This is a genomic window from Clostridium porci (assembly GCF_009696375.1).
In the GTDB taxonomy this organism is placed as follows: domain Bacteria; phylum Bacillota; class Clostridia; order Lachnospirales; family Lachnospiraceae; genus Enterocloster; species Enterocloster porci.
Map to the genome: position 1 here is coordinate 1 of NZ_VUMD01000006.1, position 17,476 is coordinate 17,476.

Below are 17,476 nucleotides of genomic sequence, written 5' to 3' on the forward strand. Positions count from 1 at the left end.
CGGAATCCAGTTTCCGGAGATCCACGTTGTAGGTGGTCTGCCAGTCTTCGCTGTGCTTGTAGCGGTGTACTTCCAGAGCGATGGAACCTTCGCCGCCTTCACCGCCGCCTCCGCCACCACCGCCGCCAGGTCCACCGCCAACGATAATGGTAGGTTCTTTCTGCATGGCACAGAACATGGTCTGGAAGCCACCGTGCTGTAAAGTTCCATCTGGACCGATGGTACAGAAGTCAAACTCGTAAAGAACGGGTTGTGAAAGATCAGTTAAAAATCCAGGGTTATCGAATTTGAATTTCAATCCATCTTTATTTAGATCGATCCCAGCTGAGCCCTTGAAAACAATGGTGCCATATCCGGTTGCTGGATCATACTGGGATGATTCCGTTGACCAGCCAGGTGATTCCGTAATGGATATTTTTGAATAGTAATTATCCCATACACTCTGCAGGTTATAACAGTTAATTTTTACGATATACTTACTTGGATCGTTCGGATCCACTTCTGCAGACATGTGGTTTGCCTGGATACCGGCTGCGTTATTTTGAATCGCATTATACATGACAAGTGCCGCATCCCATGCGTCATTAAAGAATTTTTCCCTGTTTGCTAAAACTTCAGATGCGATTTGGGGATGAAGCTGAGTTACCTTTCCTTCCCATTCGTATGGATCCAAATGGTATTCATACTGCATGGCGTTACAATATGCCTGATAAGCAGCAGCTCTATCCATAGTAGTGATTCTTGCACCAAGGCCCATTCGTCCTTCGATTGCTAGTAATACAGACTGAGCCATAATGTCTAAGTATGTAGTGGAATATTCACTTTTCAAGTCACTGGTTGACTGCTTTCCCGGAGCAATGGTTGCAGCTGCCGCCAGACAAAAGGTAAATTTTTTCATAGTTTCCATTTGACTTCCATAATCCATGCTTTCATTACCTTTGAATTCCATATATTTATCTAACGTCAGACGATTTCCAACCATGGCCTCCGCTCCCTGCCCTGGCTGACCAGTATGGTTTGCTACGCAGTACACATACATTCCATTCATGTCCTTCCATTCACCAGTTCCACCTGTAAAATATGTTTTTCTTGGCCATCCGAACGCAGTACCGTCTGATGTTGGGATATCGGTCCAGTAAAGATGGAGTCCGGTCCATTCGTGGGATTTGTCACAGGATTCCAAGGCATAGGCGGTTGCCATGTAATGAAGAACGGTTGGGATGCACAACGACATTGCCAGAAAAGCTGCTAGAATCCGCCTGGTCTTTCGCTTTAATTTCATAAATTTCCTCCTTTTCGCAAAAAATGTAATTAGCTATCAGGTTAATTATGGGAAATTTATAGAGAAAATTGGTTTTCATTAAATTTGGATGTGTATATAATTTCTTTACAAAAAAAAAGACGAAGTGCTAATGATCACACTTCGTCACGCAGTATCAATTTAGTTAATGAAGGTTGGACTATCTGGATAGATATACCAATTTCCATCAGATCCTGCAGTTAACAGGATCTCGAAATGATGTTTGTCAACATTTCCCCATGCCATACGGTAAGAACCACCAGGAAGACCAAAAATCTCGTCGCTTCTTCCAGTTGAAGCCATCACTTGACGTTTGGCGGAATAACTTTCATATCCGCAGTTATCATAAAAAGCATCTAACTCAATTCCTGTAGCCGGAATATTGTTAAAAATTGTACCAGCAGGTCCATAAAATGAACTTACCCAATTTTCTCTTGTATCTGTCTCTACTCGTAAGACTGCACTATTATAATCGACATTATAGGTAGGCCCCCAGGTTCCCTGTCCAATTTCTGTTTTGTTCGGCAGCCGGTCTACTCCTCCTGCTCCCATCATCCCCATAATTTCCGGATTTACCACAATCTGCTCAATACTCTTCCCATCCATGACCGGATTTCCTGTATTTGTCTGCGTAGTAGTCTGAGCGGCCAGCACCTCGTCCCCAAGGTCGAGTGCCGCCGGTCTGGTCTGCACCACTCCGTCCTGCACCCAAGCACCGTCCGCATTTACCGTGTAGCCGTCCACAGCGGTATTGGTTGCCAGATAGCCATTTTGATCAAAATAGTAGCTCTCTGCAGTTCCGTCACCGTTCCCGTCAATCCATTTCCACTCGTTTGTCGGATAGCTTCTGTCCGTTCTCTGCCACCACCAGCCGGTTTCATTCTGCTGCCAGGATCCCATTGCCGCGAATGTAGTCATGCTCATCATCATACTCATTGCTGCTGCCGCAGCCGCTACTAAAAATCTCTTTTTCATAATAAAAATCTCCTTTATCTAATTTTTGAATCTGACTACATTGTACCGCAGAAATCAAGTTCCTGCAAACCGAAAAGTTTGCGGATAAAGAAAAATGGGTTATTTTCATGAAGTTTTTCTTTACATTCCAATATGGAGAGATTCATACAGCGGCTTTATCGCTATTACATGCATAAAACATTTGAGACGATGTTGTTTGCATTATAATTATGCGTTTCCTTGGTTTCTGATTCCGATTCTGTCTTTTCCGTTGATTCCGCTACTTCTTCTCTTTCTTCTTCTTTTTCTTCTTCCGATTCCGTAACGGACTCTTTTGAAGTCAGAAGCTGGGAAGCTGGTGTTTTAGGGAGTAAAACTTCCAGTTCTTTTTTTGCCTCGGATTCGGTTGCCAGATCGCCGTTTAAATCCTCTCCTGTTGTAAGTTCTGTTTCACTTTGCTCTAAAACAGCAGCATTGGAGGACGCTCCGCTTTTTCAGAAAGATATTCGCTGGAATGAATCACGACACGTTCCACTGGAATATCGTCTGTGTGATTACCATGCAGAATATAACCGTCTCTCGCAGCGATTTCTTCTGCGCTGTAATCGTAAGTCAGGCTGATAAAGTCATCATAAAACTGGTCACGGTCTGCAATCAGCTCGTTTTTCGCTGCATCCGAAATACTTTCTTCGGCTGTATGGAAAAATCCACCTTCGGCTGCCAGCTGCTCGCAGTAATCAACCTGCTTCTGCCAGGCTTCTTCAGCAAGCCTGGCAAGCTCCGCGTTCAGTTCATCGCAGTCACAGTCCTCACCCCCCTCATGATTGCATTCATAATATTCGATAATCGGTTTTGGATGTCCGGTGCAATAGCCTTTCGTATAAGTATAATCATAAGTATCAGAATGCGCCTTCGTGGATGTCGGATTCCCGACCGTATTGGTTTCGTACAGATAACCATCTGCTCCCGTTACATTATCATCTCGGTTACAGGCATCCTCATCTTCCCAACGGGTGAACTGAGTGCCGCTATCATTGGCCCAGTTGTACTTGACGCCGATGGTGGAGGCTTCATCTTTTGGGTGATCCAGATAGGTACTTCCCAACTGTGTGCCGGCATCACCCCAGTCTCCTAATGTGTCGTACTCTAAAATGTCCCAGTGGGAACCCTTCAGGGGTTTGCCCGTTTCGGAATCCAGTTTCCGAAGATCTACGTTGTAGGTGGTCTGCCAGTCTTCACTGTGTTTGTAGCGGTGTACTTCCAGGGTGATAGAACCTTCGCCGCCTTCTCCACCACCACCGCCGCCTCCGCCGGGATTGCCTGGGGTAAGGGACATATCTTTCTGCATGGCGCAGAACATGGTCTGAAAACCCATTTTTTGGTCATTTGTTGTAAAGTCCATCTCGTACAGCACTGGCTGAGACAAGTCAGTAAGAAATCCTTGATTGTCAAACTGAATGGTAAAATCAGCTTTTGTAAAATCAGCACCTGCCGGTCCTTCAAAAATAATTTCTGCATTTCCCGTTGTCGCATTATATTCGTTTTTCACGATTCTCCAGCCACCCGGTCCTATGTCTTTTCCACCCAGTTTGATATTTTTATAATAGGATTCCCACACGCTTTGCAAGTTGTAGCATGGCAGTGTAGCGATATACTGATTTGGGTTTGCCGGATTCTGGGTTGCCGCAATACGATTTGCTGCTACACCTGCTTCGGTGTTCTGGATCGCATTGTACATGACAATGGCGGCGTCCCAGCAGTCATTGAAAAATTTTTCTCTTTTTGCTAACAACTTTTCTGTAATCGATGAATTAAGTTGGGTAGTTGTTCCTTCCCATGTTTCAGGTGTTAAATGATATTCATACTGCATAGCGTTACAGTATGCTTTATAAGCAGCGGCTCTATCCATAGTTAAAACCGTTGCTTCATGATCGGCAGTTCTCGACATACGCCCTTCGATTGCCAGTAGTACAGATTGCGCCATAATTTGTAGCTCTGTGGTGGAATACATACTGCGGCAGTCTGAAAGGGATTGTTGCCCTGGAGCTACTGCGGCAGCTGCGGCGAGGCAGAAGGCAAATTTATCCATAGTGTCTTTTTGGTTACCATCATAATTTACGTTTTCATTGCCACTAAAATTCATATAATCGGTAATTGTAAGTGCTTGGCTTACCCACGCCTCCGTTCCCTTTGGTGGCTGACCAGTGTGGTTTGCCACACAGAAGGTGTACCGCCCGTTCATGTCTTTAAACTCACCTGTACCGCCTTCAAAATAAGTCTTGCGTGGCCAGCCAAAACCTTGTCCGTCCGTTGTTGGAATTTCGCTCCACATCAACTTGAGTCCTGTTTTCTTCTCATTTGGATCGTAACGCACTGCGTACGAATCCACAACAAAACGACCGATCACCGGACTGGCAGCCAGTGTGACAACTAACAAAGCGGCCATGGCTCTTTTGTGTTTTCTCATTGACTTTCACTCCTCCGTTTCTTTTTCTTTTAATTATGAAAAAATTACGAAGAAAATTGGTAAAACATAAAAGAAAAAGAAGCTTTCCTGTACGTCGAAAACTTCTTCATTCTGATAATCTTTATTATAAAATATTAGTTCATAAATACCGGACTGTCAGGATAAATATACCACTGACCATCGTTTCCTGCTGTCAGTAAAATTTCAAAATGTCTTTTTCCAGCATTCCCCCATCCCATGCGGTAACTACCGGTAGGAAGCCCGAAAATAGAATCACTTCTTCCAGTTGATGCCATAACATTGCGTGCTGTTGAAACAGACTCATATCCAGTATTGTCGTAAAAAGCATTCAGTTCGATGCCAGTCTCTGGAATGTTATTAAGGAGCACTTTAGCTGGACCATATATTGAGTTCACCCAATTGTCTGTGCCGCTTTCAATTCGTAGAGTTGCGTTATTATACTGAACAGAATATGTTGGTCCCCATGTTCCTTGCTCAATAATCGTTTTATTTGAAAAATAATCCGTACCACCAGCAGCCATAGTATTGACAAGTTCCGGATTAACCACAATCTGCTCTACGCTCTTCCCGTCCATGACTGCACCATCAGTTGCCGTCTGCATCTGAGTCTGTGCAGCCATCACCTCATCACCTAAATCTAACGCAACCGGTCTAGTCTGTACTACACCGTCCACCGTCCAAGCACCGTCCGCATTTACGGAATATCCGTCCACGGCAGTGTTGGTCGCCAGATAGCCGTTGACATCGAAGTAGTAACTCTCTGCAGTGCCATCACCATTCCCATCAATCCATTTCCACTCATTAGCTGGATAGCTGCCGTTGTTACGCTGCCACCACCAACCAGTGTCATTGTTCTGCCAATTTCCAAACGGTGCCGCCAGTGCAGTCATGCTCATCATCATAGTCATTGCTGCCGCAGTAGCCACCATCAAAAATCTCTTTTTCATGCTATCATTCTCCTTTTTTTGATAAATTTTTTTGTCTCTTTTGGATCTGACTACATTGTACCGCAGAAACAGGGTTCTTGCAAACGTTAAATCCTGCGGATAAGGAAATTTGATGTATTTTCATGCTTTTTGTTTTGTATGTGATTATTTACTGTAAATAGAGTCATCTTCTTTACATTCCAACATAGAGAGATTCATACAGGTATTGAGGAGGTACATACTTTACATTCCAACATGGAGAATTTCTTGTTTTTATCCCAAAAAGACTGGTATCACTTTATTTTCTCCTATGTTTATCGGCAGCCTATCCAACAGTACCGTAGCACCTTCACAGATTTCCGTTCCGCGTCCGGCGAATTTAACAGTCACAATTTCGGTCCACTTTCTAATGTTTTTCTTTGTGACTTCGAATTGTTTTGTTAATTTATAGGAGGTGCCAATGGCTGCTGTATCCGATTCTTCCTGCCACTGCTTTTCAAGGGTTTCTGGTATCCATGCGGAAGCCTTTAGTTCGATGGGGTCTTCCAAGCAAGTTTCTGTCAGTTCCGTAATCTGTACTTCACGAATGACCGCTAAATCCTTCATATTCATTGATTGTTAACGTTTGTGCGACCCATGCTTCCGTTCCTTGAGGTGGCTGTCCGGTGTGGTTGGCTACACAGAAAGTATACCGTCCGTTCATGTCCTTGAACTCGCCTGTTCCACCTTCAAAGTAGGTTTTACGTGGCCAACCAAAGTCTTTACCGTTTGACGTGGGGATGTCCGTCCACTGCAACCTCAGCCCCGTGGCTTTCATTGGAGTGTGCAGCTGTGCCTGTGTGTAAACATAATTGTGCGACAGAATGCCTCCTGCCCCAATTGCGACGGCCAGCCCAAGGGCGAGCCATTGTTTCAGTTTTCTTTTTCGCATTGTGTTCCTCCGTTCTTGGTCATCTTTTTTCATAAACAGAATGTTTCGTGTTCTATCCTTACAATTATGAGAAATATTCCAGGAAAATTGGTACGCACGCCTATGTTCACATTGTCATAAATAGCAACTCTAAAACTTTGCATAAAAAAAAGAAACTTTGTTGTATCACAAAGTTTCTTCAAGTCGAATGATTAACCTAAGGTTGCTGCATTGTCAGGATAAATATACCATCGTCCATCAGTTCCAGCGGTTAAGAGAATCGTAACCACTCTTTTCCCTATATCCATACGTGTCATGCGGTATGACCCAGTGGGCAAGCCAAACTCCATATCACTTAAACCAGTGGACGCAACTGCTCGTCGTCCGCCATCACTATTTTTAAAACCAGTGTTTTCATAAAATGCATCCAATTCAATGCCCTGGGCAGGAATGGTCAAAAACTGTCCTGCGGTTCCAGAGTATCCAGTGACCATGGTTTTTCCTGCAATATTCAATGTTTTTCCTTTGTATTCCGTTACAGTTGGAGACAAAGGATGTGATCCCTGTGTGCGATTTGGAAAATATTCCATGCTTCCTTCTGTACGAATCAAGTCCGCGAGTTCTGTATTCAATACGATCGGGGCGATGCTCTTTCCGTCTATCACAGCTCCGTCAGTCACCACGGGACTGCCGGCTGTTTCAGCTGCAAGAATTTCATCCCCAAGATCTGCGGCAACAGTTCGTCTCTGTACCACTCCGTCCTGGACCCAAGCCCCGTCTACATTTACAGTGTAGCCGTCAGATGTGGTTGAATCAGCGACCATGTAGCCGACTGCATCGAAGTAGTAGCATTCGGCTGTGCCGTCCGCATTTCCATCGATCCATACCCAGGAATTTGCCGGGTAGCTTCCGTCCTCACGCTGCCACCACCATCCGTTTTCATTCTGCTGCCAACTTCCAAACGGTGCCGCCATAGCGGTCATCGCCATTGCTGCAGTCATGGCCGCAGCCGCCATCATCGTTACAATTTTCTTCATCTTCATGATTGTTGTTCTCCTTTATGAAAAATTTTCTGTTTTAGAATCTGTCAATATTGTACCGCAGAACCTGCGTTCTTGCAAACCCATTTTCTTGCGGATAACAAAAATTGACTTAATTTGTCTGTTTTTTGTGTCTGCCATGTTTTTGATAAAAAATCAGAGCCATCGTTGGCTTTATAAAACCTCGATGACTCTGCAGACAGGGTAATTATGAGTGGGGGTGTTGTGAGAAACCCACCGCGGGTGCGGGGAATACTGCTCCATAATAACTGGATCACTCGTACCCCAAGGAACACCCCCGCGGGTGCGGGGAAAACAATCACTTTCCTTTGCTAGAAGCCTTATTTTAAGCCATTTCCATTCTAGCGAAAGCGCATTTTCATTTAACTGCCACAGCGCTCATCTGCCACGCTGCACCAGTATTACGTTCCCATGTGGTTCATTGTCATGCACTCTAATTATGGGCGGAATATTTGGATTTTTGGTAAAAGCCAAGTCTAGCATATGCACGCACGCTAAAACCGCCCAGGATTTCTCCCAGGCGGTCTTTCTTTAGTTGTCGTAGTCGATGTCGTCCATCAGGTTCCCTGTGTATCGCACAGCAGACACCTTCTGGTACATGTCGCCATCCACGTAATACTGTGTCTTGTCCGAGTAGACCTCGTAGGCCACTGGCTTACTGCGTGCGTAGCCGTTCGGAGCCTTTAACTCCAAAAGCACGTACACGCCAGCTCCCACAGGCTGCGGAGTGACGATGTATCCGGTGTTCTGGTTTGCGTAAACCTTGTCGGCCGCATTCTCCTCGCCGGCTACCTTCACGTCGTTGTTTGTGGTGTAGACCGTCATCTGGCCGGTGCGGTTACCGAACTGGTCGCCCAGCATGATGCGTTCGCTCTCCACACATACCGGTGTTCCCTTCGGTACAATACCGGTACAGATCTCGCCGATGGCCACACCGGCTGCCGGAATGTCGCTGCTCTTCTGGATCGGGGTAATGTCCCTTGCTCCCATACCCATCAGGTACTCACGGGTTCCGCTGATCTGTGCGTCCTTGAGATAGAACTTCGCATCGCCCGGCTTGAACTGATTCAGGAACATCTCGCGCTCCGTTGCGTCTGCAATCAGCTTTGCGTCTTTTTCAATCTCATCAAAACTCTGGTAGCGGCTTCCTGCGTACAATCCGAAGATCGCATCGTCATGCAGGATGTACTCTCCTGTCTCAGAGTCGGTCTTGTTGATACGAAGGAACGTAGTGTAGAATCCGTCACGCTCATTGACGTCCGCATAGCCGGAGAAGTTCTCGGAGCTGTACTCATGCAGGTCAGCCGGCGCCGTTACCGTCCACGGTACCAGCATGGCGGCGTATTTGTCAGCGTACGCTGTCAGCTCGCCGGTCATGGAAATGACGTCGTCTTTCCACTGCATGCCGGATGGATTGTTGTCGTCCGTGGTGCCGCCCTTAAACATCACGTTGTCCGCCAGACCTCTGTCCTCGGAGATGCCTGCGTAGAAGTAGCGATTCTCAATGGCGGTGCCATTGTAGGTGGATCCGTTTGCTGTGCCGACGCCGTTGGTCTTGTCGGCTCCCATGTAGCCTGCCGCATCATTGCCGCCTTCCTCAGCCGGTGTTGTCTCGGCTCCGTCCTTGCCACGGTGTTCCGTGTTGTAGGTGTCTTTCAGAGGATCGAATTCTTCCTGGGCCTGTTTCCAGCCGGCGTAGGCAAATCCATCAGAGATGCCGTTGCTATAGCGGTTTTCTGTGCTGTTGATCAGGTCAACGTCCAGACCGTACTTGTAAACTTCGAAGTCTCCGTCGTAACCATGGGCACGAATGACGTACTGTCTTTCGTCCTGGCCGGCATTTGGAGCCTCGTCGGACCACTCCTCTCCGAAACGAATGAGGTAGTTCTCGGCCTTTGCCTGATCCTCCGTGGTCATCTTTGGATCGTAGTTGTAATGCGTATCGTAGTTGTCGGTGGTGTCGTTTGACTGGGTATCGTCATACACACTCGGAAGTACGACTTCCTTCGGTTTTTCGATGGTGTAGCTGCGGTTATCCCAATCATTCACAGCATCGTCACGACGCATCGGCTGCTGTTCCACAACCACGTACACGCCGTATGGCAGGTACGCAGATACGTTGTAGGTTTTCTCAGCGTCGTCCAAGTCCACAGAAAGTGTGGTGTAGTCCTGATCGGCGCCGCCGTTTGCTGCACTGTCCCACTCCACGCTGTAGATGGTGTCTAAGTCGTAGAAGTAGAACGGCTTTAAGTAGTTGTAGGTCTTGGCGATTGCGTTGAACAGGGCCTCGTCGTAGATGGCTTCGTCATAAACGATCTCACCATCGGCGTTCTTTGCAATGTCCTCGCCCACGCCATTGTTCTTCATGAGCTTGGCAGCCTCCTGCTCCAAGTACCACTTGGTAGCAAACTGTCTGACTGCGTCGGATGCCTCGGCGTTTGCTTTTGCAAACTCAGAGGTACTCATGGAAGTCTCCGTGTTCTCGCCGTTGTGTTCGGCCGGGTACTTCTCGTAATCACTGCGGTCACCGAAGACGTTCTCACGGATCCATCGGAACGGCTTAAAGGACGTGTCCCTGTCGCCGCCGGCCGTGTTGTCCTTGTCGGCTCCGTCGATGTTCTCCATGGTGTGGTCCGGATCTGCGTCATCACGCTGATACTTCTCATAGAAGGTCTCAAACCAGTACTGGCCCGGGTAGTTCTTCATGGAAGTTCCAGTGAAACTGGAGTGCATGTCGTCATCCCAGATGTCCAGGTTGGCCGCATGGATTGCATCGAAGAACTTCTCGTAGTTGTAAAGCTCCACCTCACGGGTAGCCCCAGCGCCGTCCTCCATGGTCTTCTGGGTGGTCTCCAGCAGACGCACGTATTCGGTGTTTGGCTGGTCGTTCAGCTTGTCTGACTGTGCCACATCCTCATTGGTGCCGGAATAGCTGTACAGTGCGTCACTGCTGCGGATCGCAAGTCCGGACGCATCGCCGTTGTTTCCGCTGCCGCCCACTCTCTCAGAGGTGGAATAACCGATCTTTTCGGCAACCTCGTTGGTCTGGTTAGTTCCAGGAGTCAGGTATGTGGACCATACGTTGTTGGCTCTCTGGGACGTAGTGTCGGAGTCAGTGTTATGTTCTACTTTGGTGTAGATCTTCTGGACGTTGGCAGACTGCAGTGTGCCGTCGTCGGCCACGCGGTCCTTTTCCGGCCAGTCCACGCTCTTACCCTCGTAGGCATCCTGGTACTTCCAGGTGAAGGTGTCGTAGTTGCCGTCGCCGTTGGTGTCGGAATACTGCGGCGTCATGACGTTGCCGTTTCGGTCAAGCCATACAATCTCGCCGTCCGGATTGCGGTACAGACGCTCCAGGTTGGACTTTAAGTATGCCTTAAATCTAAACTCCGGCACGTCCTTTGCGGACTGGTCTTTGACGCCACCATTCAGCAGCTGCGTCAGCCAGTCGAGAACGCCACCCTTGTCGCCGCTGGCCTCCTTGTTCTCAGCATGGACTGCGGAATAGGTGTCATGTGCGTAGCGGATCGTCTTTGTTTCTTCGGTGGTCCGTGCCGTCTGACAGTAACCACAGGCACTGCTGCCGTCTGTGTTCTCAAATCCACAGTTTAGGCAGTACCAGACTACCTTTGGTTCCGGAAGCGTCTGAATGTCCTTGGCTACCTTGATCTTCTGACGGATCGGACGCTCCTGCACCTTGGTCGGTGCATTGATTGTGCCGGCATCCTGAGTTGTGATGGCGGAACCTGGGTAAGCCAGCTGCACGTCTTCAATGTAACTTCCGGCTTTCTGCGGTGCAATGTAGTAACTGATGATTGCATTATTTTTCGCATAGACTGCGTTTGCAATGCCGTTTGTGCTTTCTTCTGTATAACGAATACGGAGCTCATGTTCTCCATTTTCAAAATGAATCGTATAAGTACCGGTAGATGCGTCATAGCGAACCAGTGATGAATCTACTGGTGTTTCTACTGCAAATTCTTCCAGGACAGTCACTATTTCGGTAAATTCCTGAATTTCTTCGTGGGTAGCCGGTGTACCATCATCGTTATACATCTGCTCTCCATCTGCATATGTCCAGTATGTTTTTCCTGGGTTGTCAGTAAAGGTAATCTGAGACAGATCTTCATATTTCGTCAATTCCGTTTTACTTGGAATCTGGTCATTGATGATAAATCTTCCATTTTGCATCGGCAGTGTTGCTGCATCATATTTTGCATACAGTACACTTGCTGCACCATCTACAGTTACATCTTTCTTCACCCAGACGATCTGGTTTGTCATGTCATACAGACATTCCGGTTTACTTGGGTGAGCATACTGCACAATGTATGCTGATGCAGTTTCTGCAGTAATGCGTACAGCTCTGAATGCGGCAAATTCGGTCAAACGATTCGTACAGTTGATAAAGTCAGTCTGTTCTGAACCAGTCTTTGGTACTAAGATCCATGGATCATTCGGGCCTGGAACGGTAAACCTTTTCTTTTCCAATGCGTGATTGTACTTTTCCATAAAGGAATTGCCAGTCGCTGCATTATAATCATCTGCGGACGGAAGGAAATATGCTGTGGTTTTTTGTGGTGCATAAAGTTTATCGCCAGATTCCCAAACAGTATTTCGAATTGGCAATCTTGTGCCATCCGGCAATGTGTATTCTGTCTGGCCTTTGGACACTTCCACATTTTTGCCATTTAAGATTACCATTTGGTCTTTTTGTGCAATCGTTGGTACGACTACAGGCCTTTTTACAGTAATCTCTTTTTCTACTTCTCGTGTTTCTTTTTTTACCGTAAAGAACTCTGCAATATCCTTAAATGACGTTAAGTTCTTCAAGGAAACATCAAAGCCATTTTGGGTATCGACGCCGGAAATCTTAATATCGTTATAGGAAGTGATCTGATCTCCACTTCCCTCCTGTACGATATTCATCTTTCCAATGGCTACGGAACCATCGACCGTCAAATCGCCGCCAGTTGCAAAAGCCTCTCTGTTGGTAAGAGTCATGTCTTTACCATATACAGAAAGTTCATAACCTTCTGAACGTGAAAGCTCTTTGATGTAGTAGTTAGCTGCGTGTTTTCCCGAAACGATAAGTGGTCTTCCGATCCAGCAATTTCCATTGTTATCTTCATTGTTGGAAATCGGATAGGTGATACCGTCATTCTGTCCGACGCCCTTATTAAGGCCCTGATTACTGGAATGCTTCTCGTAATGGTCGCCAACGTGTTTGTCATCGCCATTCTCCGAGTCGGTTAATGTCACTTTGGAAGAACCTGAAACATTCCAGCCAACAAATTTCTCGTTATCCTTTACTGCTACATCTGCTTTTACCTGTTCGGTGTGCAGGTTTCCAGGTCCGTCCCAGGCAGCATCTGTGCGTTTTATGATTTTGCCCTGCTCGTAATCATACGTCATACCAGGTGCTTCCGTAATGGTCATAAAGGACGCATCGCCATTTCGGTCTGTGGTTGTGACGGCAATCAGGTCACCGGCTTTATATACAATACCGGTGTCTTTCTCATTTTCTGCAGTTTGTTCTGAGTCTGGATGCATGATGTCTGTCATTGCAAATAGTCCGTACATTGCACCTTCCAGGGTACCGTCGCCGTTTTCTCTACTGTAGGTATCAAAGTCAGTTTTATTGTTGTTAAGATCCAGATCTCGCTTGTTAAAATGGATCTCTCCTTCGGTACGGTGATCGTAAACGATGAATGTCCAGCACTCAATATCGCTCTTACCCTGTGATTTTGCTGTGACATCAGAGTTTTCAAAGTTTATGGCGCCAATATACTCTACGCCCTCTGTCTTTGGAGGTTCGCTGTCAGTGCGTGCGTTGCCGCCCTCTTTTTCTTCTTTTGCAAGACCGAACAGAGACTTCACTTTCTGGATAAACCGGTCAAAAGCGGAAGGACGTTCGTTCACATCGTCATCTGTGATGGCATCGGATTTGGTTGCCAGATTATCTTCTGCATCAATCTCATAATCCATATCCGGATCATCGATGACATCATTTGCATTTGACTCTGTCGCTTTCTTAGATGATTCTGGTTTTGATGGAACAATGCTGTCTTCATCCTCGACTTTGCTACCACCCTCATCTTCTGCAAAGATGTCCACGTCAAGAACTTCCTTTTTTGTATTCTTTTTAGCAGTATTTGCTTTTTCTCTTCCGGAAGAGGAAACAGAAATGGTTGTCACTTCTTTCGGAACTACAGCTTTTTCAGCTTCAGACATCGTTGCTTCTACATCCTTTTCTTCCGCTTCTGCTTTTGAAGGAAGCTCGGTGTCACTTTCCGATACGACTGCTGTGCGGCTATTTCCTCCGGCAATTTCATCCAGATACTCGCTGGAATGAACGACTACGCGTTCTACCGGAATGTCATCGGTGTGTGTTCCATGCAGACTATAACCGTTTCTGGCAGCGATTTCCTTTGCGCTGTACTCGTATGTCAGACTGATAAAGTCATTGTAGAATTCATCACGATCAGATTCCATTTTCTGCTTTGCACTTTCGGAGATTGCCTCTTCTGCGGTATGGAAGAAGCCGCCTTCGGATGCCAGGGTTTCACAGTAATCTACCTGCTCCTGCCATGCCTCTTCGGCCAACGCATCCAATTCTGCGTTCAGTTCTTCACAGTCACAATCATCTTCCGGCTCATGTGTGCATTCATAATATTCCACGATCGGCTTCGGGTGACCGGTACAATAGCCTTTTGTATAGGTGTACTGATAACTATCGGAATGCGCCTTATCTCTTGTGATGGCGCCGACGGTATTTGTTTCATACAGGTATCCGTCTTCTCCAGTAATCTGATTGTCCTGAATACATGGATCTTGTTCTGCATCATCCCATCGCGTAAACTGTGTGCCATCATCATTGGCCCAGTTATATTTTGTTCCAATCGTACTTGCTTCGCTCTCCGGATGGTCCAAATAGGTATCGCCGAGCTGCGTTCCGACACGGTTGTACTCTCCTAAGGTGTCGTATTCCAATACATCCCATCTGGAATCCTTTAACGGTTTTCCGGTTTCAGAATCCAGTTTGATTAAATCAACGTTATAGGTTGTCCGCCAGTTTTCAGAGTGTTTGTAGCGATGAATCTCCAGAGTGACTTTTCCTTCTCCTGGGGGTACGGGGTTGTCTGAAGGGCCGGTTGAAACATGAATATCTGGCTCTTTCTGCATCGCACAGAACATGGTCTGATAACCACCTTTTTTGGCTTCCGTTATAAAGTCGAATTCATAAAGAAGCGGCTGTGAAAGATCTGTTAAGTACAATGGGTCGTTAAACTTAAAACTCAGCGTACTGAGATCTGTATCTGCAGCTCCCTGGAAGATAATCGTTGCAATACCTGTGGCTTCATCATAAGAGGAAGACTCCATTCTCCACCCAGGTCCGCCTGTGCAGTAGATTTTGGAGTAATACCGCTCATAGACGTCTTTGTTTCCGAAGCAGTCTGCGGTTACGATAATCTTCGTCGGGTCATTTGGATCTACCTGAGCTGACATTGACATGGTGTCGCCGCCGTTTTGCATGGCGTTATACAGAACTGTTGCAGCTGCCCAGACGTCATCGAAGAACTTGCTTCTGCGGTCAAGAACCTGCTGGCGGATTGTTGGCTCCAGCTGCAGGGTCTCACCTTCGTTTGGGTTTCCTGACGGCACAGTCCATGGTTCAATATAGAACTCTCGGTCCATGGCGGTAAAGTATGCCTTCTTTGACGCTTCTTTATTTCTGATGTCAAGGATCATTGCTTCTTTCTCCGGAAGCATCGACATACGTCCCTCAATCGCCAAATGTATGGACTGGGACAGGATATAGTCCACCGTTGTGGAGATTTTATCCCTCAGAGCTGAGTCAGTCTGCTTTCCCGGTGCGACGGTTGCGGCCGCAGCAAGGCAGAAGGTGAACTGTTTTAACGGGTCCTCATTTTCTTTCGGAAATCCCATTGGATACTGCGCATTTGCAGTTCCGCTAAAACTTTGCCATTCTGATAACCGCAGATCCTGTGTCAAATACGCTTCGCTTCCCATATCCGGCTGCCCAGAGTGGTTAGCTACGCAATACACGTACCAATTATCCATATCCTTGAATTCACTGTTCCCGCCATCAAAGTAGGTTTTACGTGGCCAACCAAAATCTTTACCGTTTGATGTTGGAATGTCCGTCCACTGCAGCCTCAATCCCGTGGCTTTCATAGGGGCGTACGGTTGGGCTTTCGTATCTATGTACGTGTGCGTCAATATGCCGCCTGTGCCGACCACAACAGCCATCGCAAGCGCCATCGCTCGTTTTTTCCAGTGTTTTTTCATCTTCTTTTCTGGCCTCCTTGTTTTTGAATTGCGAAAATCGTTTGTTTTTACAATTATGGACAGAAAAATCAAAGAATTGGTTAAGACACAAAAAAGCAAGGTCTAATGCAACCTTGCTTTCGTTTTCAATGTTACCTTAATGTAACCACACTTTGCTATTCGGGTAGATATACCACTGTCCATCATTACCCGCTGTTAAAAGAATATCGAAATTACAGTATTTGTCTACGCTTCCACAAGCTAGCCGATAACTTCCGGTCGGCAACTGGAACACCATATCTGTACTTCCGGAACTCGCAATAACACGTCGCTGCCATGCGTGGCTTTCATAACCACAGTTGTCATAAAATGCATTTAACTCAATGCCAGCTTTCGGAAAGTTGTTGAAAATCTGGTCAGCTGTACCGAGATAATCCTGCACCCAATACTGTCCATCCACCATTCCACCATGAATTAGGATAGGCTGATTTTTGTATTCATATTTGTACTGGAACGCAGCATGATTTTCCAGATTTGTTTTGTTTGGGAACAAATCAATGGCTCCTGCTTTGCCAAGCGTATTCACAAGATTCATGTTTATTGTCATCTGCTCCACGCTCTTTCCATCCATTACAACGCCTTCTGCAGCTGGTGCCGTCACACCACCAGCCATAGCAGTTTCATATCCGCCTAAGTCGGCATTCACAGCTTTCGCCTGAACTACACCGTTTGCTACCCAAGCTCCGTCTGTGTTTACAGTGTAGCCATCAGATGTGATTGAATCGGCGACCATGTAGCCGGATGCATCGAAGTAGTAGCACTCGGCCACGCCGTCTGCGTTTCCGTCGATCCACACCCAGGAATTTGCCGGGTAGCTTCCGTCCTCACGCTGCCACCACCATCCGTTTTCATTCTGCTGCCAACTTCCAAACGGTGCCGCCATAGCGGTCATCGCCATTGCTGCAGTCATGGCCGCAGCCGCCATCATCGTTACAATTTTCTTCATCTTCATGATTGTTGTTCTCCTTTATGAAAAATTTTCTGTTTTAGAATCTGTCAATATTGTACCGCAGAACCTGCGTTCTTGCAAACCCATTTTCTTGCGGATAACAAAAATTGACTTAATTTGTCTGTTTTTTGTGTCTGCCATGTTTTTGATAAAAAATCAGAGCCATCGTTGGCTTTATAAAACCTCGATGACTCTGCAGACAGGGTAATTATGAGTGGGGGTGTTGTGAGAAACCCACCGCGGGTGCGGGGAATACTGCTCCATGATAACTGGATCACTCGTACCCCAAGGAACACCCCCGCGGGTGCGGGGAATACAATCACTTTCCTTTGCTAGAAGCCTTATTTTAAGCCATTTCCATTCTGGAGAATACCCATTTTCATTTAACTGCTTCAACATACTTCTCGTACTATTTCTACCCAGAATTACCATCCCATGTAGACCACACTGTCTATTCTAATTATGGACTCAATTCTTAGATTTTTGGTAAGGCTTTTATCTAAATTCAAAAGAGCCATGAAGGATTTATCCATCAC

At 46.6% G+C, this 17,476-nt stretch carries 9 protein-coding genes; all 9 read right to left on the reverse strand.

Translation table 11 applies throughout. From position 1 onward, the window contains the following. The coding region (locus tag FYJ39_RS07760) for a hypothetical protein (RefSeq protein ID WP_154471906.1) at positions 1 to 1,282 on the reverse strand (1,282 nt) is incomplete at its 3' end. 159 nt (positions 1,283 to 1,441) lie between these two features. Continuing rightward, complete coding sequence (locus FYJ39_RS07765; RefSeq protein WP_154471907.1) at positions 1,442 to 2,275, reverse strand: hypothetical protein; 834 nt, start codon at positions 2,273 to 2,275, stop codon at positions 1,442 to 1,444. Between the two features lie 439 nt (positions 2,276 to 2,714). Further along, entirely contained in the window at positions 2,715 to 4,721 is a 2,007-nt protein-coding gene (locus FYJ39_RS07770; RefSeq protein ID WP_154471908.1) for a hypothetical protein, read from the reverse strand. 134 nt (positions 4,722 to 4,855) lie between these two features. Next, positions 4,856 to 5,689 carry a hypothetical protein gene (locus tag FYJ39_RS07775; RefSeq protein ID WP_154471909.1) on the reverse strand — a complete coding sequence of 278 codons (834 nt, stop codon included), beginning with the start codon at positions 5,687 to 5,689 and terminating at the stop codon, positions 4,856 to 4,858. A 252-nt stretch (positions 5,690 to 5,941) separates the two neighbouring features. After that, positions 5,942 to 6,274 (reverse strand): hypothetical protein, encoded by a 333-nt coding sequence (locus tag FYJ39_RS07780; protein ID WP_154471910.1) that lies wholly within the window; start codon positions 6,272 to 6,274, stop codon positions 5,942 to 5,944. Beyond that, positions 6,249 to 6,599, reverse strand: a complete 351-nt coding sequence (locus FYJ39_RS07785; protein ID WP_154471911.1) for a hypothetical protein — start codon at positions 6,597 to 6,599, stop codon at positions 6,249 to 6,251. The genes FYJ39_RS07780 and FYJ39_RS07785 overlap by 26 nt, the downstream gene beginning before the upstream one ends. A gap of 191 nt (positions 6,600 to 6,790) precedes the next feature. Then, complete coding sequence (locus FYJ39_RS07790; protein WP_154471912.1) at positions 6,791 to 7,621, reverse strand: hypothetical protein; 831 nt, start codon at positions 7,619 to 7,621, stop codon at positions 6,791 to 6,793. A gap of 549 nt (positions 7,622 to 8,170) precedes the next feature. Further along, the gene (locus tag FYJ39_RS07795; protein ID WP_154471913.1) at positions 8,171 to 15,952 is read right to left on the reverse strand and encodes a hypothetical protein; all 7,782 of its coding nucleotides are present in this window, start codon (positions 15,950 to 15,952) and stop codon (positions 8,171 to 8,173) included. A 136-nt stretch (positions 15,953 to 16,088) separates the two neighbouring features. After that, positions 16,089 to 16,943 (reverse strand): hypothetical protein, encoded by an 855-nt coding sequence (locus FYJ39_RS07800; protein WP_154471914.1) that lies wholly within the window; start codon positions 16,941 to 16,943, stop codon positions 16,089 to 16,091. Positions 16,944 to 17,476: the final 533 nt, after the last annotated feature.